Annotated in this window: 21 protein-coding genes and 2 pseudogenes; 14 read left to right on the top strand and 9 right to left on the bottom strand. The window is 61.1% G+C overall.

Features of this window, described 5'->3' with window-relative positions:
- Window positions 1–28: 28 nt before the first annotated feature.
- Together B0G76_RS41270 and B0G76_RS41265 are read right to left on the bottom strand one after the other, a co-directional pair.
- A complete protein-coding gene (locus B0G76_RS41270; RefSeq protein WP_259460989.1) occupies window positions 29–1009 on the bottom strand; it encodes a ParB/RepB/Spo0J family partition protein in 981 nt (326 codons plus the stop codon).
- Complete coding sequence (locus B0G76_RS41265) at window positions 1006–2214, bottom strand: ParA family protein (RefSeq protein ID WP_120298475.1); 1209 nt, start codon at window positions 2212–2214, stop codon at window positions 1006–1008. The genes B0G76_RS41270 and B0G76_RS41265 overlap by 4 nt, the downstream gene beginning before the upstream one ends.
- 1104 nt (window positions 2215–3318) lie before the next feature.
- On the opposite strand from B0G76_RS41265, the gene B0G76_RS41255 reads away from it, so the two are divergent.
- From B0G76_RS41255 to B0G76_RS41220, 7 genes and pseudogenes are all read left to right on the top strand, one after another.
- On the top strand, window positions 3319–4716 hold the full coding sequence (locus B0G76_RS41255) for a replication initiation protein (RefSeq protein WP_259460988.1): 1398 nt from the start codon (window positions 3319–3321) through the stop codon (window positions 4714–4716).
- A 520-nt stretch (window positions 4717–5236) separates the two neighbouring features.
- Window positions 5237–5677, top strand: coding sequence for an antitoxin Xre-like helix-turn-helix domain-containing protein (locus B0G76_RS41245; protein ID WP_183082332.1), 441 nt, complete (start codon window positions 5237–5239; stop codon window positions 5675–5677).
- Window positions 5677–6153, top strand: coding sequence for an RES family NAD+ phosphorylase (locus B0G76_RS41240; RefSeq protein ID WP_120298470.1), 477 nt, complete (start codon window positions 5677–5679; stop codon window positions 6151–6153). Before B0G76_RS41245 ends, B0G76_RS41240 begins: the two co-directional genes overlap by 1 nt.
- A 351-nt stretch (window positions 6154–6504) precedes the next feature.
- Window positions 6505–6771: a YlcI/YnfO family protein gene (locus B0G76_RS41235; RefSeq protein WP_120298469.1), complete on the top strand. Its 267-nt coding sequence runs from the start codon at window positions 6505–6507 to the stop codon at window positions 6769–6771.
- Window positions 6768–7100 carry a type II toxin-antitoxin system RelE/ParE family toxin gene (locus B0G76_RS41230; RefSeq protein ID WP_120298468.1) on the top strand — a complete coding sequence of 111 codons (333 nt, stop codon included), beginning with the start codon at window positions 6768–6770 and terminating at the stop codon, window positions 7098–7100. The genes B0G76_RS41235 and B0G76_RS41230 overlap by 4 nt, the downstream gene beginning before the upstream one ends.
- Before the next feature lie 237 nt (window positions 7101–7337).
- Window positions 7338–7916: pseudogene (locus B0G76_RS41225) on the top strand (GGDEF domain-containing protein); the annotation flags it as partial.
- Window positions 7917–8050: 134 nt separating this feature from the next.
- Window positions 8051–8464: a sugar ABC transporter ATPase gene (locus tag B0G76_RS41220; RefSeq protein WP_120298467.1), complete on the top strand. Its 414-nt coding sequence runs from the start codon at window positions 8051–8053 to the stop codon at window positions 8462–8464.
- A 122-nt stretch (window positions 8465–8586) separates the two neighbouring features.
- On the opposite strand, the gene B0G76_RS43420 is transcribed toward B0G76_RS41220, so the two are convergent.
- The 6 genes and pseudogenes from B0G76_RS43420 to B0G76_RS41190 all read right to left on the bottom strand — a co-directional run bounded on the left by B0G76_RS43420 (window position 8587) and on the right by B0G76_RS41190 (window position 11494).
- Window positions 8587–9168, bottom strand: coding sequence for a hypothetical protein (locus B0G76_RS43420; RefSeq protein WP_220700828.1), 582 nt, complete (start codon window positions 9166–9168; stop codon window positions 8587–8589).
- A 441-nt stretch (window positions 9169–9609) separates the two neighbouring features.
- Window positions 9610–9870: pseudogene (locus tag B0G76_RS41210) on the bottom strand (XRE family transcriptional regulator); the annotation flags it as partial.
- A 378-nt stretch (window positions 9871–10248) separates the two neighbouring features.
- Window positions 10249–10476: a DUF3717 domain-containing protein gene (locus B0G76_RS41205; RefSeq protein ID WP_120298466.1), complete on the bottom strand. Its 228-nt coding sequence runs from the start codon at window positions 10474–10476 to the stop codon at window positions 10249–10251.
- A 45-nt stretch (window positions 10477–10521) separates the two neighbouring features.
- Complete coding sequence (locus B0G76_RS41200) at window positions 10522–10716, bottom strand: hypothetical protein (protein WP_120298465.1); 195 nt, start codon at window positions 10714–10716, stop codon at window positions 10522–10524.
- Complete coding sequence (locus B0G76_RS41195; protein WP_120298464.1) at window positions 10713–11021, bottom strand: hypothetical protein; 309 nt, start codon at window positions 11019–11021, stop codon at window positions 10713–10715. The genes B0G76_RS41200 and B0G76_RS41195 overlap by 4 nt, the downstream gene beginning before the upstream one ends.
- 56 nt (window positions 11022–11077) lie before the next feature.
- Window positions 11078–11494 carry an antirestriction protein gene (locus tag B0G76_RS41190; protein WP_120298463.1) on the bottom strand — a complete coding sequence of 139 codons (417 nt, stop codon included), beginning with the start codon at window positions 11492–11494 and terminating at the stop codon, window positions 11078–11080.
- A gap of 190 nt (window positions 11495–11684) precedes the next feature.
- Between B0G76_RS41190 and B0G76_RS41185 the strand changes: the two genes are divergently transcribed.
- Complete coding sequence (locus B0G76_RS41185; protein WP_120298462.1) at window positions 11685–13733, top strand: ParB/RepB/Spo0J family partition protein; 2049 nt, start codon at window positions 11685–11687, stop codon at window positions 13731–13733.
- A gap of 320 nt (window positions 13734–14053) precedes the next feature.
- Here the strand turns inward: B0G76_RS41185 and B0G76_RS41180 are convergent, their stop codons facing one another.
- Entirely contained in the window at window positions 14054–14554 is a 501-nt protein-coding gene (locus B0G76_RS41180; protein ID WP_120298461.1) for a hypothetical protein, read from the bottom strand.
- Between the two features lie 341 nt (window positions 14555–14895).
- On the opposite strand from B0G76_RS41180, the gene B0G76_RS41175 reads away from it, so the two are divergent.
- From B0G76_RS41175 to B0G76_RS41150, 6 genes are all read left to right on the top strand, one after another.
- On the top strand, window positions 14896–15150 hold the full coding sequence (locus B0G76_RS41175) for a hypothetical protein (RefSeq protein ID WP_120298460.1): 255 nt from the start codon (window positions 14896–14898) through the stop codon (window positions 15148–15150).
- On the top strand, window positions 15150–15515 hold the full coding sequence (locus tag B0G76_RS41170) for a plasmid mobilization protein (RefSeq protein ID WP_120298459.1): 366 nt from the start codon (window positions 15150–15152) through the stop codon (window positions 15513–15515). The genes B0G76_RS41175 and B0G76_RS41170 overlap by 1 nt, the downstream gene beginning before the upstream one ends.
- A 35-nt stretch (window positions 15516–15550) precedes the next feature.
- The gene (locus B0G76_RS41165) at window positions 15551–15754 is read left to right on the top strand and encodes a hypothetical protein (RefSeq protein ID WP_259460987.1); all 204 of its coding nucleotides are present in this window, start codon (window positions 15551–15553) and stop codon (window positions 15752–15754) included.
- A gap of 3 nt (window positions 15755–15757) precedes the next feature.
- Entirely contained in the window at window positions 15758–18976 is a 3219-nt protein-coding gene (locus B0G76_RS41160; RefSeq protein WP_120298457.1) for an LPD7 domain-containing protein, read from the top strand.
- 180 nt (window positions 18977–19156) lie between these two features.
- Window positions 19157–19540, top strand: a complete 384-nt coding sequence (locus B0G76_RS41155) for a PH domain-containing protein (protein ID WP_259461018.1) — start codon at window positions 19157–19159, stop codon at window positions 19538–19540.
- Window positions 19541–19605: 65 nt separating this feature from the next.
- Window positions 19606–20136: a hypothetical protein gene (locus tag B0G76_RS41150; RefSeq protein WP_120298456.1), complete on the top strand. Its 531-nt coding sequence runs from the start codon at window positions 19606–19608 to the stop codon at window positions 20134–20136.
- Window positions 20137–20246: the final 110 nt, after the last annotated feature.

The raw sequence follows: 20246 nt of genomic DNA, 5'->3' as shown, positions 1-20246 counted from the left end.
GGCGGGCTCCGGACCTATTGGCCATGCCTCATTCAAGAGGCGCGCCGTTAAACAACTCGCTTATGACTTGGCGGATGCGGGTCTCCTGTGCATCTGACAGGACGCCCGTTTTGATTTTTACGGTGAAGCTGTTCACGTCCTTGGTAATGCTGCCTGCGTGATTCTTTCCCGCAAAAAACTTCTCAATTGAGCGCTCGCGAGCCGTCTTGCTAGATACGCGACGGCCGACCAGGGCAGCGATCGCCGGCGCGTATTTACCTTGATCCAGGTTTCCCGATACGACCTCCGGCCAAAGTTCGCGGGCAGCGGCCACCGCTTTCTCACCATGCTTCTTGATGACGTTCGCGATCGCGTCGGCGGCATTGCCACCAATGAGCGTCGGATTGATATCGAGGTCGCTTGTGATGAACGCGGGTAGGGTGTCGAATGCTAGGTATCTGTACAGTCCTCGACGGCTCATGCCGACAGCTTCGGCCAAACGAGTGCGATTCGGAAATTCCTTTTCGGTACGGCGAATAGAGATGGAAATCTCATAGTCGGCCAAGTCATCTCGACCGATGTTTTCCACCAGAGCCAGCACCGCCATATCCTGGTCCGTGCAATTAACGACGAGGACTTTGATTTCCTCTAGTCCCACCAGCTTGTGTGAGCGCCAACGCCGCTCGCCCGCAACAATCTGATAAGCAGACTCCGCTCGGCGAACAACGATCGGTTGTAACAGCCCGACCTCGCGAATCGACTCTGCGAGTTCAGCTAGCTTCGCCTCGTTGAAAACCCTCCGAGGCTGCCAAGGGTTCGGCACTATCTCTGACACAGGTAGCACTGATTGCGCGCCGCGCGCTTCCAGTTCCTGAATCTTGATATTGGCCGCAGCCAGGGCAGCAGCCATCCCCGGTCCGGTCTTCGGCTTATCGTTCGTTTGCCTAGAGGCTGTAACTTCGTCTTTCGGGATATCTGAAGCAGCGCGCAGATTGGCAGTCTGCTCAGCCATTCGAGCACGGATATTCATTTGCCGAGTCTCCACTGTTCGACGTACATATCGTCAATCCACTTGCAGTATTCCCTGAGCGGCTGACGAACCCGCTCGACAGTTTTCGAACTTGCGTCCTTCTTGCTCAGGTCAAACACCGTCGACAATGCAAGCGCGCCGCTACTCATTGCCGAGCTTGCCGGAATTTCGGTTGTCGTAAGCCAGTCGCCATAGGCCCGTTGAGTCCATGGACGAACCACAGAAGCCGACGAAGTCGGGCTGTTATCGACCTTTGAAAGGATGATCGAAATAAAATCGTAGGCCTTATTGGCCTCCCTCTCCATGAAGTTACCGGCGATGTCGGAGAATAGCCCCCAGAAAGACACAGAACTAATGAAGTCGAGGCTTTCCGGAACCAGCGGCATGACCATCGAATCCGCAGCCATCAACGCATTGAGCGTCAGGTAGGACAATGAAGGCGCCGTGTCGAGGATGATGTAGTCGTACTTGCTGCGTAGCGACGCGAGACCTTCCCGGAGGATTGCCCAGAATTGGAAGCTGGGCTTAGCCTTGAGCATCGACGGGATGTAGAACTCCGCACTGAACAAGGAAGGGTGGGCTGCGATGACGTCCAGACCGTCCCAGTAGGTCTGCTTGATGAATGATGACAGCCCGCCTTCGATCGTCTGGTCATAGATGAAGGGCAAAACGGTCGAATCCTCATCAACCTCCTTCTCTGCATACAGGCCGCAAAGCTCGGAAAGTGATGCCTGTGGGTCCAAGTCGATGGCGAGCACCCGCCGACCGCGGAGCGACAATCCCTGCGCAAGACACATTGATGTCGTCGTTTTGGTCGAACCGCCTTTGAAGTTGGCGACGAGGATGACCTTCCCGTCCGCACCGCGCGACCCGGTGACCAGCGGCGACTGATATATTTCAGATAACTGCTGCACGTACGTCCGTGCCTCCGCCAGTGTGAAATGGCGACTACGACCGGTACCCGATGCCTCACCCGCTGGCAGGGTGCTCCCTTCCCTTGTGGCCTGGTAATGAATCTTCGTGCGGTCCATTCCGCAAAGTTCGGCGACCTCCGCCGTAGTAAATGAGGGAGCCGATTTTCGCGGTTTCGGCGTCAGGATACTGTTACGCAAGTCTTCCGTGAGCGTATTAAGCGTCTCCGCGAAACCCGCAAGTTCACCCAAGGTCACTCTTCGCGTAATTGCCGGGAATTCTGCTTTGGACATGGTTTTTAAGGTTTAGCCCGAAATCGATACGAAGCGTAGAATACTAGAAAAATGCAAAAATGTGCCCGGTGACTTAACCTCATTACTTAGAAATCGACGTTAAGTGGGCATTTCGTAACCAAAAACTCGCGTTTATTTCATAATGTGGAATGAATCGACTCGTCGACGCGTCAAACATGTTTTTGTAGATGCATTTTTGAAAGATCATGGTGAAGGAAATTGTTGACCAGTGAAGGCTCAGCGTCACGAAGGTGGGTGAGAAGTTTTGTTGAATATCGAGAAGAGAGGAGCGATTCAATTTGAAACGGGCGCGATCCGTCTTGCAGTAACCACCGCGTAGAACAGCACGCCTCCCAATATTCCTCATCGTCATCGCTCGCGTTGCCCGCCCCTCCCGGCTCGCCATGATGAGCAGCGTCGACAGTGGTCCAACAAAACCTCTCACCATCCCCCACGGGAGTGCAACCTGGCAGCCCGTCACAATTCTCCTCACCATCGTGCCGGCGAATTCGTGCGTGTTCTTTGGGCACTACCTAACTACCGAGGCCATAACGCTTTTCTGCTTTGTTCCAACCGTGGGTGGCGCTGGCCCATACAAATTTGCTCACCATCGCCAACAAAAACCCTCACCGACGCCGGAGGAAACCCCTGCCGCATACGGCTTTGGCGGCAGTTCGAAAGGCGTCAACAATTCATCTCACCATCGTGTCCACGGCCACATGAAGTCTCACCCTGAACGGGTAAACACTTCACTCTCGTAGAGGAATTTCGTTCACCTTTTTCTACAAAAGAGCTCACTTCCGGAACAAAATGACTCACCTTTGCGGGGCTAACTCATTGTTTTTGTTTGAGGTTGATTGGCCTTGTAAGTTGGTGGGTTTGTTTTTCTAAGATTTTTAAAACACCAAACAAACGCATCGGGCGTGTTGTCGGACAGTGCATCTTGGCGACGCCTTGATAGTCCTATTCTTTGACCGATCGGGTTGCGAAGGTGGGTGAGCCGAATTGTTGAAACAGTAGTTTCACGGTGAGCCTTTTTGTTTTGACATCTCACCTACGCGTGCTAGAGTTTTCCGTGGCTAACAACCAAGAATGAGGGCCACGATGTCAACCGCCGTATCGACAAGCGCAACATCGCGCCAGATGTCGCTCGAACTGTTTGAGGAGATGTTGGCAACCGACACGCCGATCCATAAGTCAACTAAGGAAATCGGCTATCAGCGGAACAACGTTTTCGTTGATGTCACTGACGTCGGGGTCACGGCGCGTCGCCTGCTTGATGCAGCGCACTTCATCGTGGCGCAGGAGCCGACCACACCAAAATATTACGACGTCGAGCTGAGCTATTTCAGGTGGCTCATGCGTTACGACAGCTACAATTACAAGCATCTGAGATCAGTCGTATCCGAAGCACAGAAGGCACTCATCCAGGTGACCGCGGCCCCGCAGGGTAGCACCGCACCTGAAAACGAAAAATGGGTATCCGTGCAACTGCTCGGCATTGTCGGTATCGACAAGGGACGCATAACGTTTGAAGTCCCGCAACCGCTCATCCGCCACATCAAGGATCCAGAAAAGTCGCACTGGTTGAGCCTTCGCATCACGTCGGCCTTCACTCTTACTTACGCACGTGCAATCTATGACCACATCATTGCGTATGTGACGGACGGCATCACGGATTGGTTTGAACTCGATGTGATCCGAAACTGGCCCGGCAAAGCAGGCTCCAGCGCAACAGTCTTCAAGTATTTCAAGCGGGACAGTCTCGAGCCTGCGGTAAAGCAAATCAACGAAGTCTCTGACATCGAGCTCAGCTACGAGACGCGCACCGAAAGCCCGAAGTCCAAGAAGATTGACCGGATACGTTTCAGGCTTTCCAGGAAAGAAGGGGCCGATACCGTCCGTGCGAGCTTGATTGGGTTGAAGGAAACCTACACCACGTTAAAAAACGAATTCGCCTTCACCGAAAAGCAGTTCAGTGTCATCTCGCAGAACCGCGCCATCTGGTCCGATGAACGCATCCTTGATGCAATCGAATACACTCGCGCAAAGATTGATGACGCGAAGGTGACAAAGAGTCCTGCGGGCTATCTGATGAAGGCCATCACTGAGGGCTACAAGCTTTCAGAGGCTGAGCGCCGGATGAAAACGGTACTGGCCCAGAAAGCCACGGAAGAGCAGGCCGAGGTAACTGCCAGAGCGACGACGAGAATAGCCGTTGAAGCGAACAGTGCAGCTCGTGAGGAAGAAGCCAAGCTGCGATTGGCCGATGAGGTCAGCGCTGGTCGCGAAGCTTTCAACCAGGCGGACGCACGGGCAAGGAAAGACTTCATGCGCGCGTACATTGCGTCTCCTTCTGGCAAGCTGGCCATCAAGCGTCTCAAGTTCGACGTAGCGACCATTGGCGAAGCAGACGTGCTTAACCACGCGGACCTTTCCTTCGCCTTCTACCATTTCGTGTACCTGCGCAACAAACCCAAGGCAGCCCGAGCGCGCGCCTGACCGGCAGAAAAACCGACGGGAGCGTGGCTGTGCCGCAACGACAGCCTCCGCGCTATCCTTCCTCCCCCGGTCCAGCGTGGCACCAGTGATGGCCGGCAAGGCATGGGTAAATCTGGCGAAACCGCCTTGCGCTTCAGTTTTTAAGGGCTTGATAACTGCATCAAGCCCGGTTATGGAAATTTGCGAGGAGGGCGCCATGACCGGTGCAGACGTGGGGCAGCAACTAGAAGGCCACGTGGCTACGCTGGTCGAGACCGGCCGCTACCGCTCGTTGTGCATCGCCCGCCTCAGCCTTCCTCCGCTCCCATACGCCGAGGTCTCCGGATTCCTGACAACGAGCGCACCTTTTCGTCGGGGCGGTGCCTAGGCGTGTCGTCGATCTCCTCCAAAGGGTATTAAGCGCGATCTTTCGCTGCTGAAAGTAGCCGACAGTCCGGTCTAGACCGACAATGTCGTCGCAGCAACTACCGGTCCTGCCATTTTGGTATAAAATAGGTGCCAAATGGCAGGAGGTGAAACCGTGAACGTCATCGAGAAGGTATCCGCCGATTCATTGCTGGGAGGACGGTCGGTATTTCCGCGTTCTCCCCGATCCGGCCTTGAATGGGTGGACGTGGTCCGCCACGGCATTTCGTCGCGGGCGCTGGACGCGATGCTCAAGTCTATCGGCCTTTCGCAAGCAGAACTGGCGCAGGCGCTCGATATCCCGGAGCGTACCTTGGCGCGTCGGAAGCGGGAAGGCGTGTTGAGCCGTGAGGAGTCAGCCAAGCTGCTGCGACTCGCGCGTGTCGCCGCGCGCGCTGCTGAGGTATTCGACAATCTCGACCTGGCACTGGCCTGGCTTAAGACGCCGGTTGCTGCCCTGGAAGACGCCACGCCACTGAGTCTTGTTGATACCGACATTGGCACGGATAGCGTGATGGATACGCTGGGACGCATCGAGCATGGCGTGTTTGCGTGATGTTCACTGCATGGCGGGTGGTGACTGAACGATATGCGGATACCGCTTTTTCTGGCGAAGGAGCGCGATTGTACGGTGGCCGGTGGAATCCCAAGGGCGTCGCGATGGTATATGCGGCGCAGACGCAATCGCTCGCGCTGCTCGAGATGTTGGTCCAGGATTCACCGCTGCGTGCCCGCTATGTGATGATCCCGGCCCGCTTCCCCGAGAAAATCGTCGAACGTATCGATCCCGCCAGTTTGCCTCGCGACTGGCGGGACATTTCAGCGCGGGCCGAACTGCAGCAGATTGGATCGGCGTGGCAGCAGAAGCGAACCAGCGCAGTGTTGGCTGTGCCCAGTGCGGTCGTTCCTGCGGAATCCAATTATTTGCTCAATCCCCATCATCCGGACTTCGCGCTCGTCGTGGTTGGAGCGCGCGATGAGTGGTTGACCGACCCTCGGTTATTGCGGCGCGCGGCTGCAAAGGGATCGTGACAAGCATCTCGTGTGGCGTTGGCAAGCGGACGATGACGTGTGATTAACCAACCGGCCGGCCATGCCTCGCTGGTTGCCGCCCTTGTGTTGTTAGAACCGAGCGTGACAGGGCGTGACGCGAGGATCCTAATGTGGGGCGGCCAGCGGGCAGGCAGCGGAGGCGGGCGGCGCCCTTGTCTGACAACTGCCATTAGCAGGGAAGGGTTAATGGACGGAAATACCGGAAACCTGCCTGCGCGACACCTGTGTTAAGGGTTAACGCCTGATTTTGATCAGCGGATGGCGCCCGTGTGCGCCGCCTGTGCGGGCGTGCTACCATGTGCATTACATCTGCGATACACGGAGCGCCTGATGAAAACTGCCACCATGCCGCCCCTGCGGGTCGACCCCGAGTTGCGGCAGGCCGCCGAGGCCGAGCTGCATGAAAATGAGTCGCTGTCAGCATTCATGGAAGCCGCGTTGCGCGAAAGCGTCGCGCGCCGGCGTCTGCAGCGCGAATTCGTCGCGCGAGGACTCGACGCCCGCGAGCGGGCGCGCCGTGACAACGACTGGATCGACGCAGACGAGGTTCACGCCGAACTGCAGGGGATGCTCGAGGCCGCGAGGCATGCGCAGTGAGCTTCCGGGTCCGCTACGCTGCCGCCGCCCGCGACGACCTGAAACGGCTGTACGGCTTTCTGGTCAGGCGCGATGTCGCCGCGGCCGAACGCGCGCTCGAGGCCATCCGCAGTGCAATTGATGTGCTGCGTGATTTTCCGTTCACGTGCCGCAAGGTGGACGAGGCCAACCCGTTCCTGCGCGAGCTGGTTATTTCATTCGGGGATTCGGGCTATGTCGCGCTGTTCGAGATCGAGGGCGCGCAGGAGGGCGCAGATGAGCAGGATCAGCCTGTGCGGTACGTCAGCATCCTGGCGGTGCGACACCAGCGCGAAGATGACTATCACTGAGCCCGACCGTGGCTAACCAGCCGCAGCAGCTGACCCGGCACGCTCCCCGCACCTTCACGCGGACCGACTTTGTGGCGTTGCGCGCGCGTGCAGGGTGTGCCACTCCAGACGATCGCGCGCCTCTACTCCGACCCGGAGTCGTCCCCACAGGCCGCGACAGCCGAGTTCCTCGAACGGTATCTGCGCGACATGCGCGACGAACTCGTGCGGCTCGCGATGATCAGCGTCTCACCGGCGCTCGCCGATCACCTGCGGGAGGCCGTGGAGCGTACCGAACGGGCGCTGCAGGAGTTGCAGCGAACCAATGAAAAGCTCGAGCACATGGCGGCCACCGATCCGTTGACGGGCGTCGCGAACCGGCGCCAGTTCATCCAGAGCGTCGAAGCGGAAATTGCCCGGGCGAAACGCCACGGCGCGCCGTTCTCGCTGCTCGCCCTGGACCTCGATCATTTCAAGTCGATCAACGACAGTTACGGTCACCAGGCGGGTGACCAGGTGCTGCAGCGCTTCGTGCGCAAGTGCATGGAGGCGATCCGGCCGTATGACGGCGTCGCGCGGGTGGGAGGCGAGGAATTCATGGTGCTGCTGCCGCAGGCCGCGCTCGATACCGCACGGACGATCGGCGAGCGGCTGCGTGCTTCGGTCGCGGGCGAACCGTTCGACACCGGTACCAGCGGGTCGGTCGCCGTCACCGTGAGTGTCGGTGTCTCGGAGTTCGGCCGCGACGGCCAGACCATTGATGCGCTGCTGCGCACCGCGGACGAGCGCCTGTACCGGGCCAAGCACCAGGGCCGCAACTGCGTGGTCGCCGCATAGTGCGCGGCGCCGACAACCGGTCCGAAAGGCACGCAAGCAACGGCGATGGGACGTAAACGTGAACAGGACATCCCTCCCGACGTCCTGTTTTTCGATGGAAGTTCAAGGGACGCACGTCATAAACGGAGATCAGTATGAACAGGCTATTGCCACAGACGATTGCCGTGCTGGCCGGATGCGTTACCTGTTTCGGAACCGCACATGGCGCCGGCAGCCAGGAGGCGCAGCCATGTAGCGCGGCAGCTGCCGCGAACACAAATGGCCCGGTTGTCCCGCAGTTTTTCCTCCCCGACCAGCAGGGAAACCCGCCGAAGCCGACAACAACAGTCCGCAGTTTTTCAGCTCGAGGTTGCGCTGGTGCAGTTTTGAAGGGCGAACAGGGAACCGCGCGGGTCGGGGGCGACACAATCGAACTGAAGGAAGGTACCGTCTACCTGAACGGTATTTCTTATGGTGCCGTCACTCCCGTGCAAACGGTCGAATACGACGTTACACCAGACAGCCGTACATTGCGGGTCGACGGCAAAGCCCGCGCCCCCGCGCCCTGACCGCGGTGCGATTTCGGCGCGCTGGATGCGGCCGGCCTGCTGGTCGCATGCGCTGGTGACGCCGGCGGGCTCGCGTAGTTGGCCTCCAGGATCCGGGATCCGCGCGGTCGTCCGCAGTCCGGTCAGTCGATCCAGTCGGGCCGCTGCTCGTCGGACGCGGCGTCGATCGGGCGGCCCGCGCTCCGATCCCATGCAAAGCGATGGACGTTCTTGATGTACCGAACCACCTTTTCGCCGTCTTCGGGACCGAAGCTGATGCGCGCGCGCGTGGGCGGTTTGGGCGATTCGTCGATCGGCTCGAGATCGAGCGTCAAATACACATCGCGATAGCCGGGGGCGTCGCCGCACGTAACGATGCGTGCGGCGAATTCCATGTCTTCATCGGTCGCCTGCTGCGTCGTGAACTGTTCAAGCTTTGCATTCCTTGCCTTCTCTACCGCAGCATAGGCAGCTTCTTCGCTGTCGCGCGTGAACTGTCGTGCAGCCGCTGGAACGAGCTGTGCCCACTCCGGGCCGATGCGCTCGATGGCTTCCGCAATCGTGAAGTTCATTGCAGCGAGCCAATCCGGCCGGTTCAGCACGAGCGCGACCGCAAGAGCTTCGCCAGTTGACATGCCGCCTGGTTCGCCGGCGGCGGCAGCATCACGAGCCTTGCCGAGGATCTGTGCAAGGGTGGAATTATCAATGTTCGTTACGTTGGTCATGCTCACTCAATCCAGTGGTTCACGCCCGGTTCGGGCAGGCATTTCTGCCCATTTCAGGATGGTCCGGACACTTTCTTCTGCCTCGTCCGCGAGGTCTGCATACCGCTGCACAACAAGACCGATGACCGGGTCTGTCTCCCTGGACCAGGTACGGCTGCTGGCCAACTGCGCGAGCGCGTGAGCCGCCTGCCGCAACCGCATCAGGCCGTTGCGACATTCGGTCAGCGCGGCATCGCTCAGTGCGGTTGTGCCGCTGATCACATCGCGGACCACCTGCACGTGATCTTCGACATTGCATCGCTGCCGCCAGAGCGTCAGGAACGCCTTCGCCGCTTCTTCGCGCTGCAATGTCTGGACGAATTCGGCCGCCTTCGCTTCGGACCATTCCACGGTTTCGCCACCACGGACGTCCTCTTCCTCTTCGCTGCCGACCATCGCCGGCTCGCCCCAGATTTTCCCCAGACCCGCGACGTCGCACAGGATCGCCCAGCTGGGATAGGGAATGGGTGCGTCCCCACCGGTATAGCGGCGGATACCGCGACCCGTCGCGCCCTTCATGCCCAGCAGCCGTGCCGCCTGTGCGCCCGTCAGGCTCGCGCGTCTGAGTACTTCGCGGACTTCCTCACCCGTTGGCTGAACCCAGAAATCATCAGCGGGGCGCAGGCACTCGGGCCGAATAGGTGTTTGTTGATCTCGGCTCACATTTGATCCTTCAGTTAAGCCGCCACGCCGCGACGGCAGACGGCCAAAAAACAATTCCAGTCCCCACGGCTGCGCCGCGGGGATTTCACGCGCCCTGCGGGCGCTTGAGGACCCCGACCGGTGGTCCTCAGCGGCCTGTGCCGGATCGTCCCGCCGCGATTCGCGGCGCGCCGGCGCGCACCCCACGCCTGCGACGCGGGTCCCCAGGCGCCTCGATCCGGGCGCGCGGCGCGCGCGTGACGTCCGTGATTATCGCGGTTCCGGCTTGCAGAAGGGAGGGTTTGCCTGGACCTGTCGCGCGGTTCGACCCATGAGCGGGCGGCGCACATGCGCCAAGAGGCGGCCCTCGAAGGCCGCCCCGGATGGCAGGCCGCGCCCTCACAGGGGCAACTCGCGCTGATACAGCGCGGTGCGGATCGCATCCCGCTGTTCGGGCGTGAGCCGGGACACGGCGATCGCCGTTGCACGCTCGTAGATCATCAGGCCGTACACGTCAGCCAGCGGGCGCGCCTGTCCGCACAGTGCGCCGTTTTCGCCGGGTGCCTGCCGGGCACACCAGTAATTGATTGCCTGTTCGATTTCGGCAATGGTCAAGGTGTCAGTCATGGGAACCTCGCTGGCCCGCGCAGACCTCGCGCGGGCACTGGATTGTCAGTCGGGTAGCAGCACCTCATACAGGCCGTTGCGATCGATCGTCATGTCGGCGCAGGGCATGTGCGCGATGCCACAGGGGAAGTCGAACGGGCCGGTGTAAGGCAGGACGTCGAGAATGGTGTGGTCACCGTACCAGGTGCGCAGCACATCGCCGCTGGCCAGTTCGGAGCCACGTTTCCTGACCGCCCTCATTGCAGGTGGCCCTGGTGTTCGTTGGCCATCGCAACGGGCGCACAGGGCGGCAGCCGCTCGAAGGTGGCCAGCGCCGAGCGGGCAATCGCGCGAAGCTCATCCCGATGCATGTCGATTGCGTGGCCATCGCGGTCGAGCATGTCCGCGATGCGCTTCAGTGCCTCGGCGGAATGTGCGGCGGCGTCAGCCGACAGGGCCATGCGGTACAGTTCGCCGCGCACGATGCTTCGGTCTCCATACTGCCAGACGGCGAGCAGGGGCAGCAGGGCGGTCAGCCAGGTCGGACGGGTGTTCAGCGTATCCATGTGAATGTCTCCGGCTTGACCCGGCCCGGGTCGCAACGCGGGCCGGGTCCGGGCTATCAGTCGATGGCGCGAAGGATGTTGGCGGCTTCCATGTGCTGCGTGGCGAACTCACGCGACTGGTGATAGCGCCCGATGACGGTGTCGTCGAGCGTATTTTCCGCGAGGTGGCAGAGCGCGAAGAGCGTGGTGACGATGCCGAAGGCATCCGCGCCCATCATGTCGCTGTACCCGTTCAGGTGCCAGCGCACATGCACGCGCGCCGAATCGGCGGGAGCCATGTAGAAGCCGCCATTGGACAGTGTGAAGAAGTGCCACAGGCCGCCCTGGTAGGTGCGGCACAGGCGCGCGGCCCAGTCATACACCAGCGATTCGCCGGTCAGGTAGTGGCGGCCAAGGAAGCGGGGCAGGACATTCAGGCGCAGTTCGTCGGGAACGACGGCAGACGCAATACGGTTTTGGGTTTCAGTGGTCATCGGATATCTCCGGGTACGTGTCCAGCCGGATTGCTTGGACAACGATTCAATAATAGGACATATGGACCTACAAAACAAGACTGGTTTGCAAATTAATGCCTAGATCAAGCTTGCATGATGGGACGTATAGTCCTAAAATGAGGGTGTTGTCCAAGCAATCCGGCTGGACACATAACCGGAGGAAACTCTGATGCAGACGATCTCTAAACAGAAGGTTGAACGCACAACGATTGAATACGTGGCCTATTCGCGGCTGATTCTTTCGCCGCTGAACGTGCGCAAGAAAGCGCCAACCGGTATCGAAGCACTGGCCGAGACGCTCGCGGAGAAAGGCATTTTGCAAAACCTGGTAACGCACGAGGTGAAGGGCCGCAGCAAACAGCCCAAGCTCGGTGTGTGCGCCGGTCAGCGACGGCTTGCGGCGCTCGACCTGCTGTTTGCGCAGGGGCGGATTACGAAGGACTACCAGGTGCCGGTACTGATCGTTAGCGAAGGCGAGGCGGTGGCCGCGTCGCTGATCGAGAACCGGGAAAGAGAGGACATGTGCCTGCCCGACGAGGCGCTTGCTTTCCGGCTACTTGCCGAGGAAGGAAAAAGTCCGGCGCACATTGCCTCTCTTTTCAGGATGCCGGAAGTCGCCGTACGCCGGGTGCTGAAAATCGCGAACCTCGCGCCCGCACTCCTTGACCTGATGCGCGAGGACGCCCTCGACTATGAACAGGCGAAAGTGCTGGCGCTCGCCGACGATCACGCGACGCAGGAGAGGGTGTGGAACGAGGCCCCTAACGCATGGCAACGACGCCCGTCGGAACTTCGCGCAGCGATCACGCAGACCGAACTCGATGCGCGCGACAATGCGCTCGCGAAGTTCGTCGGGCTGGACGCCTATGAGGCGGCTGGGGGCTACGTGAGGCGGGATCTGTTCAGCGACGACCAGAACGCCGGTTACATCGCGGACCCGGACCTGCTGCACCGGCTCGCCACCGACCGGCTCATCGAGCTATCCCAGGCGGTTGCTGCGGAGGGGTGGCTTTTTGTAGAGACCCGGACGCGCGGCGACGTGATGGAAATGATGCGCTATGGCCGTCTGCCTTCGACCTCGCGCAAACCGACGAAACTGGAAAAGACCGAGCTTGCGGCGCTCGTTGCTGTGCGGGATGCGGCACAGGCCGAACTCGACGCCTACTACGACGAGGACGGCGAGGAGGACGAAGCCCGGTACGAGCGGCTGGATGCGGCAGTCACGGCAGCGGCCTACGCGGTGGACCAGTACGGCGAGCGGTTCGAATCGTTCGACGCGGACGACATGAAACAGGCGGGTGCGTTCGTCTACCTCGATGAGGACGGCCAGGTGAACATCGAGCGCGGCCTGGTCCGGCCTGACGATACGCCGGTCGCGCCAGGCGGTGACGTGCGTGCTGTCAACGCGACCGCTGGCCGGGGGAAGCCGCCCAAGGACAAGCCGCTGCACGGCGAGAAACTGTGCCGACGGCTCACCGCACATCGCACCGCAGCCGTTCAGGCGGAACTCATCAGGCAGCCGAACGCGGCGCTGGCCGTGCTGATGGTGCGCCTGATCCCGGTCGTGTTCGATGACATCTACGGGCGTCAGTATGCGGACCACGCGATCCGGATCGACGTGCATACCTCGCGCGATGCGCTGGTGTCGAATGCCGACGACATGGCGGAGAGCGTCGCGTGGAAGGCGCTCGAAGGCGAGCGCGCGAAGTGGGCGCGGATGCTGCCGAAGCGTACCGACCAGTTGCTCGCCTGGCTGCTGCAACAGGACGCGGACGTAACCTCAAACCTGTTTGCGTTCTGCGTGGCGGCCACGCTCGACGGCATCAGCGGAGCCGACCGCGCCCACCCGATCAATGCACCGGCGGACGTGCTGAATGTCGATCTGGCGTATTACTGGCAGCCCACACGGTCGAGCTACTTCGACCATGTGTCGAAGGCGCGCATCGAGGACGTGGTAAGCGAAGCGGTCTCGCCGGAGGCCGCAGCGGACCTGCGGGGCATGAAGAAGGGCGATGCGGCTGCTGCTGCCGAGCTTCGCCTGTCGGAGTCGGGCTGGCTGCCGGAAGTGCTGCGCAACCGGGACGTGCCCGAGCACCGCGTCTATGGTTACGACCATGCGGAGGACGATGCGGAGGATGACGGGGAGGGCGGCACCGACGACGAGACGGAGGCCGACGTAACCAGCGAAGCGACCGAGGATGAAGCCGAGCACGCCTGAGCAGTCATGCAGATGACGTAACACGAAGCCGTCAGGGTGAAAGTCCTGGCGGCTTTTTGACGTCCGCGAAAAAAGGGAGCCTGACCGGAACGGCCCGGCTCCGTGAACAACACACGCCGACAGACCTACGATCAGCCAGCTAACCGGGTTATCGGCCCGGCGCGTAAAAGCCTGAAGCCCCCTTCCTGCAAGCCCGATCTGCCCTGACGGACCGCTCGCGTGTTCGCGCGCGCCGCGCGCCCGGATCGAGGGCCACGGGGACCCATGCAGGATGCATGGGGAGTGGCCCGACCCGGCGCAGCGCGGCGGGGCGATGCGGTTCAGCGCTTGAGCAGCGGGGGATTGTATTTGCGTTTCATTTCCTCAAGTTCTTCGGACGTCACGACGGGATCGGCATACTGCTGCGCGTAGAGCTTGCTGATCTGCGTGCCGGGCATGGTGGGATTTTCCCGTCGCAACTGCTCAGTAGTTTTGATGATGCGACCACTGGAGAGGGTTTCGGTCGTGGCCTTGCCGCTGTCATCCGGAACGCGGGGTCCTGGTGTCGCAGGGGCCGACTGACGGGGCGGTGTGGTTCGGCGCTGGGGTTTGCCGAGCCGCTTGCGAATACGGTAAAGCGCCTTGTCGAAAGTGCGCAGGCTCATGGTAAAGCCGCTTTCGTGGAGGCGTGCGAGCACTTCTTCGCGAGAGACGCCCCGAGCGATTGCCGCCTCGATATGGTCGATCAGTTCAGCGAGGCGTGCAGCCTCGGGTCGGTTAGCGGGCGTGTCGTGCTCGGGCGAGAGCAGGGCCACGGCTCGCGCGGTGTCGATATTGGGCATGGGAAGAGCGGCTGGGTTCTGGTATGGGGTAATGTTGCCATATCAAAGGGGTATTGCGTCATGCAAGCGGGATAAAAGAGGGGTGGGAAGGGGTATTGGTGGAGCAAGTGTGTGATACTTGAGCCGTGCGGAGACGTTCCGGTAGTGCGGCGAGGCACGACGTATATGTTTACGCAACGCTACGCGTTCCGTAAAATATAGTGTGCCTAAGGGGCCGAGCCCCTTAGAAACCCCGACGCGAACTATTGCCCGCGTCTACTGCGTCGGTAGCTCCGCCGCCGACGTTAAGCACTGCCTGGTATGCGTATTGAATACGCGATCAACATCATGGAGGTCCGGCGATGATTCCGAACAGCGAATGGGTGATCCAGCTTGTGGTTGGCGCGCGTGCCGATGAGCACGGCAGCGAGCCGCGCTATCTGCCGTGGGCGGGTTATACGCAGCCGATGACGGGTGACCAGGCGATGCGCGCGCTGCGCGCGTGTGAGTTGCGCTGGCCGGAATATGAGTTTCGCGCGCATCCGATCGACGACGGTGATTCGTTTTCGATGGTCGGCGCCGGAATCGATGGTGGCCGCTCGACAGGGCTCTGGTGATGCCTCGCAAAAAGAACGGTGACGGGGCAGGGCTGGGCAAGCCGATCGCGTTCCGGCTGTCGGAGACGGATCGCGCGGCGTACCTCGCCAAGGTGGCACAAAGCGGGATGACCCAATCGGAATTTTTCCGTCAGGCGGTGCTCACCAACCGTACGCAGGTGATCGCGCGGCCGGTGGCCAGCGGGGACCGCAGGCGGCTGCTCTACATCTTCAACAAGACCAGCAACAACCTGAACCAGATTGCCCACCGTGCGAATTCGGAGCATGTCCGCGGGGCGCTTTCGGAGGCGACCTACGAGCAGCTGCTCACGCAACTGCAACTGATCGGGCAATACCTCAAGGCCACCCTGACGAAGGTTGACTGATGCCGATAAGAATGGCCTTGAAAGAGGCGGCGATCATGGCCGTCATCGAACTGGAGACGAAGCTGCACTTCGATCGGAACCTTGAGGGTTCGCGAAGGCTGACACAGACAGACTGTGATGACGCGCGGGCGTCTGTCGAGGCGGCACGTCATGTTTTGCCGTCGATCGTGCGTAGCACGCTGCTTTTGCGCATCGAAGGTGCAGAGTGCTGGCTCGCCGACCGTCAGGCGAAGGGGTAAGACGTGCTCATACGCGTACGCGGCTACCACGACGGCATCAAGGCGTATCTGGAGAAAGGCCAGAAGCAGGGTCGCGAGATGGAGCGCGACGAGATGGACGAGCGCGTGATACTCGCCGGCGATCTCGATCTGACGAACGACATCATCCAGTCGATCGACACGGACGCCGAGCGCTACCTGAATGTCACGATGTCGTTCAAGGAAGACCAGGTATCGCGTGAGCTCTTAGGTGAGATTGTTCGGGAGTTCGAGGCGTTCGCGTTTGCCGCGTATCGCCGCGATGAGTACAACTTCTACGCCGAAGCTCACGTGCCGCGTATCAAGAGTTATGCGGACCGCAAGACGGGCGAGCCAGTCGAGCGCAAGGTACACGTGCACGTGGTGATTCCCGAGATAAATCTTGTGACAGGCCGGCGGCTTGATCCGTTCGGGAAGGTGGACCAGAACACGCGCTTCGTTGACGCGTTCCAGGAGCACATCAACGCGAAATACGGGCTCGCGAGCCCGAAGGACAACCGGCGGGTGCAGTTCACCGACGCGTCCGAAATGATCAGCCGGTACAAGGGCGACGTGTTCGAAGGGGCGAACCGCGAGCTGAAGGCCTCGATCCTCGAGGCGGTGATGACCCGTGATGTGACGCGGTACGACGACTTCCGGGTATTGCTGACGGAGTACGGCGAGACACGTACACGCAACGCCGGCCGGGAGTCGGAGTACGAAAACGTCAAGCCGGCGGGCGCGGCGAAGGGTGTCAACCTCAAGGAGTTCGTGTTTTCGCGCGAGTTCATCGAGCTCGATGCTACGGCCAAGCGTGAGGCGCTCGAATCGAATGTGCATGCCCAGTATGTCGAGCCTGGCGTGCCGCGCGACACGCCACCGATCTATCTAGATGTGCTCGGCGCTTGGCACGACACACGCGCGCGCGAAATCAAGTATCTGAACAGCGGTAGCAGCTTTTACAAGACGTATCAGGCCGCGTCGCCAGACGAGCAGCGACGCATTCTCGACCACCGCGAACAGCGGTTCTACGACGCAACAGGAGGGCTCAATGAGCACACACGACGACCCCACGATCGATCCGGCGACTGGCGAGATTGGAGGCGACTGGGAACCGCCGGAGCAGGAGAGCGGGCACCGGAGCGGGCACGAGCACGCGGCGCCGGACGAGAACCGGAAGGGGCAGGGCAGGCGCAGCAATGGTGGCGCGAGCTCGAGCGCGCGCACCACGAAATCACACGGCGATGGCGAGCCGGAGCGGATCACGACCTTGACGCTCGCTTCGATCGATCCGGCGCGCCGTCCCAATCCGCCTACCGTGTGCATGGCGTGTCCGGCCGCGGTGTGGATGGCGACGCCGCGCGACGTCAAGTGCTTCTGCCGGCTGATGCATTACTGGAGCTGGGAAACCAGCAAGCCGAACGAATTGACGCATTGCGATGGTCTGGCGATCGCGAGCGAGCGGGAAGAGAACAGCTAGACAATCCGGTGCTGCGGTCACGGTGGCGCCAAGGAGCCGATGGCGAGTTTGATGGCGGTCGCCGTTACGGCGGGACCGGTGATCGCTGGCGATGGTCGGGCGAGTCCAATGACGTTGAGAGATCGGCCGACGAGCCCGAATGGAAAGCGATAGTGGATCGCATGTTTGTCGCATGGGACCGGGCAGACGCAGCTGAGCGATCGCGCCTCACGCGCACCGGTGCCGGGAAATTCATGTGGGCCGGCGGACCGTTCGGCTCGCGGGAGCCGTTTGCTCTGAGCGGCGGCCGGCTGCCTGGCGGGTTCGGGCTGCGGGAACAAATTCGGAGCCTCGCCGATGTGCAATCGTTCGATGCGATCGAATCATTACCGTTCGAGGTCCGCGCATCTGATGCGCCGATGCCGAAGACTGCGATGAGCGATTTCAATGCGCGTGCCCGCGCGTCGACGGGACGAGCAGCGGATACCGTTCGCGACCAGCTCGCGCGCGACCTGTCCGAGGGGCGAAGCGTGCGACAGGCCCGGGAGCGGGACGAGTTCGCCGAGATCCGCGCAACACTCGACGCGGGTCGGCTGCTGGCCGCGCTCGCTCACTCGCATGGCCTCATCGTCGAAAAGTATTCGATCGGCAAGGGCGCGGATGGCGGCGACAGGATCCGGGCCGGCTCACGCAATCTGAGCGTGTCGGATTTTCTGACGAAGGAGATGAACCTGTCATGGGAGGAGGCCGCGCAGCTGCTGCGCGAGACGTATCGGGCGCAGACCGGACACGATCCGGAACACGCGTCACGGCGCACGCCCGAGCGGGATCTATGGGGCGACTTCCAGCAGTGGCGATCTGTCTACCGGACCCAGCTTCGCCACGCGTGGGATGCGCAGGCCGCTCAGGAAAACGAGCGGCGAAAGACGATCAGGTCGGCGTTCTATAGTGCGCGTAGCGCGCTCGGCGATCGCATGGACCTGTCCAGCGGTCAGCGTCGCGAGCAGCTGTCTGCGGCACGCGTTGCACGCCTTGAGGCAGAGGCCGTGCTGCGTGTGCAGATCGCGAAAGAACGGGAGGCGCTGAAGGGCGTCGCCAGTCGGCCACTGACGGACCAGTATCGCGATTTCCTGCAGGAGCGCGCGCAGGAAGGCGACGAACGGGCGCTGCGTGAGCTGCGACGGATGCAACAGATCCGTCTATGGGAGAAGCGCGCCGGCGACGAGCGCGCAGTCACGGTCAGCGCGGCATCGCATGCGACGCGACCGACTGCAAACGAGCGCAACGAGATCATTTACGCGGGCCCGGCGATTACATACGAGGTAAGGGCCAGTGGCGAGGTCGACTACCGGAAGAACGGGGCGACGTTCCTCGTCGACGAGGGCCGCACGTTGCGGCTGTGGGATAGCGGGCGCGAGGCGATTGAGGTAGCGTTGCGCTTCGCGCAGCAGAAATTCGGCGGCACGCTGTCGCTGTCCGGACCCGAGGATTTCCAGGCGGCCGCGGCGCGCGTTGCGGCCGATACACGCATGCGTATCGTGTTCGAGCAACCCGAACTGGAGAGCATCCGGCGGGTGCGGCTCGCGGAGCTTGATGCCGAGGCGATCGAACGTCGGGCAGCGCAGCGTGAGCGCGAAGCGAGGGAGCGCGACGAGTTGCGCGATGCCGTGCGCAATCCGCCGGCGCCCGTCCCGGACGACACGATCAACCCGGACCCGGACGCAATACCGCCCGCTGACCCGGATGCACCCGACATCAATCGCTAAATGTCATACCTGAGAGGATGGAAGAAATGAATCAGCCTGTTCCGATTGACCGTAACGTGCTTCCTGAGCTTGTTCAGGGGGTGATCTTCAGTGGCACGCCTTCGCAGGTCATCAACCTGCCTGCCTTCATCAAGGGCTTCGTTGCTGCGGGCATCGTTATTGGGGGCGTATGTGTACACGATGATGCGCTGGCCGGTGCCGTGGTTTGTCCCGGCGCTTGCGCTGTTCCTGACCGGAGCCGGTGTGGCCGTCCCGTATCTGCGCACTGCTTTCACCGAGATCATCATCGACACGGCACGCATCACAGTGCGGGAAGGCATCCTCAGCCGCCGGGTGCAGAGCCTCGAGCTTTTTCGCATTCAGGACGTGACGTCACTGCATCCGTGGTGGCAGCGACTGTTCGGCATCGGGACAGTGATTGTGTTGAGCAGCGACTCGAACAACCCACAATGGCGTTTGCCTGGGATACGTGACGCTGAGCAGCTGAGAAGTGACCTGAACCGGGCCGCTATCGCGCTGCGGGACACGAAGGGCATTCGTGAATTCAATATGGGTAAAGTTTGACACTTCGCTTCTGCACCGGCGAGGGTGCGGCACAATATATCCGTTCTTCACTACTACCTCTCGCCATGTCGGACGCTATCACGCCGGTTAATTACTGCACTCACGCCATCGAGGACCTGAAAGAGACGATGAAGGCGGCCCGCTCACGCGGACTCACCGTTACGGCCGGGCGCCTGGAAACCGTGATCCAGATGCTTGCGACAGCACCCAAGTTTCTGCTGCCAAACTGCGCCGAGCTGATCGATACCGAGAACGTCCGTGAAACGCACCTTGAGTTGCTGCGGCTGCCGTATCCGGTGACGGTGTTCGAGGCCCCGTGGCGCAAGGAGGAAATCGTTCCGGCCGCGACCGTGGCCGGTGTGCAGGAAAGCCTGTCGACGCGCCGGATCGCGCTGTGCTGGGAGATGACCGCGGACCATACACCGGTGACGGGTCTGAAGGAAATTCCCATGTTTCGTGCGGGTTATCCAGACGGTGGCGTATTCATTTACCCCATCTTCTATTCCGATGAACTGAAAACGTGGAGTCCCGGCGCAGGCGGGACATCGTGCCGAGGGAGTTCCGTATTCCCGAGGGACACAAGCCTACGCGGATGACGCAGATGAATGCTGGACGTGAAGGAAAACGCGGGCCGGCTTCATCGCAATGCATTTCAGCATTTCGCAGAGCCTTTTGTGCTGCTCGATGAGATGTTCGAGCTGATGGT

It is taken from the genome of Paraburkholderia sp. BL23I1N1 (genome assembly GCF_003610295.1).
GTDB lineage: Bacteria > Pseudomonadota > Gammaproteobacteria > Burkholderiales > Burkholderiaceae > Paraburkholderia.
The sequence above is the reverse complement of the archived record's forward strand: the minus strand, read 5'-3'. Positions and strand labels throughout refer to the sequence as shown.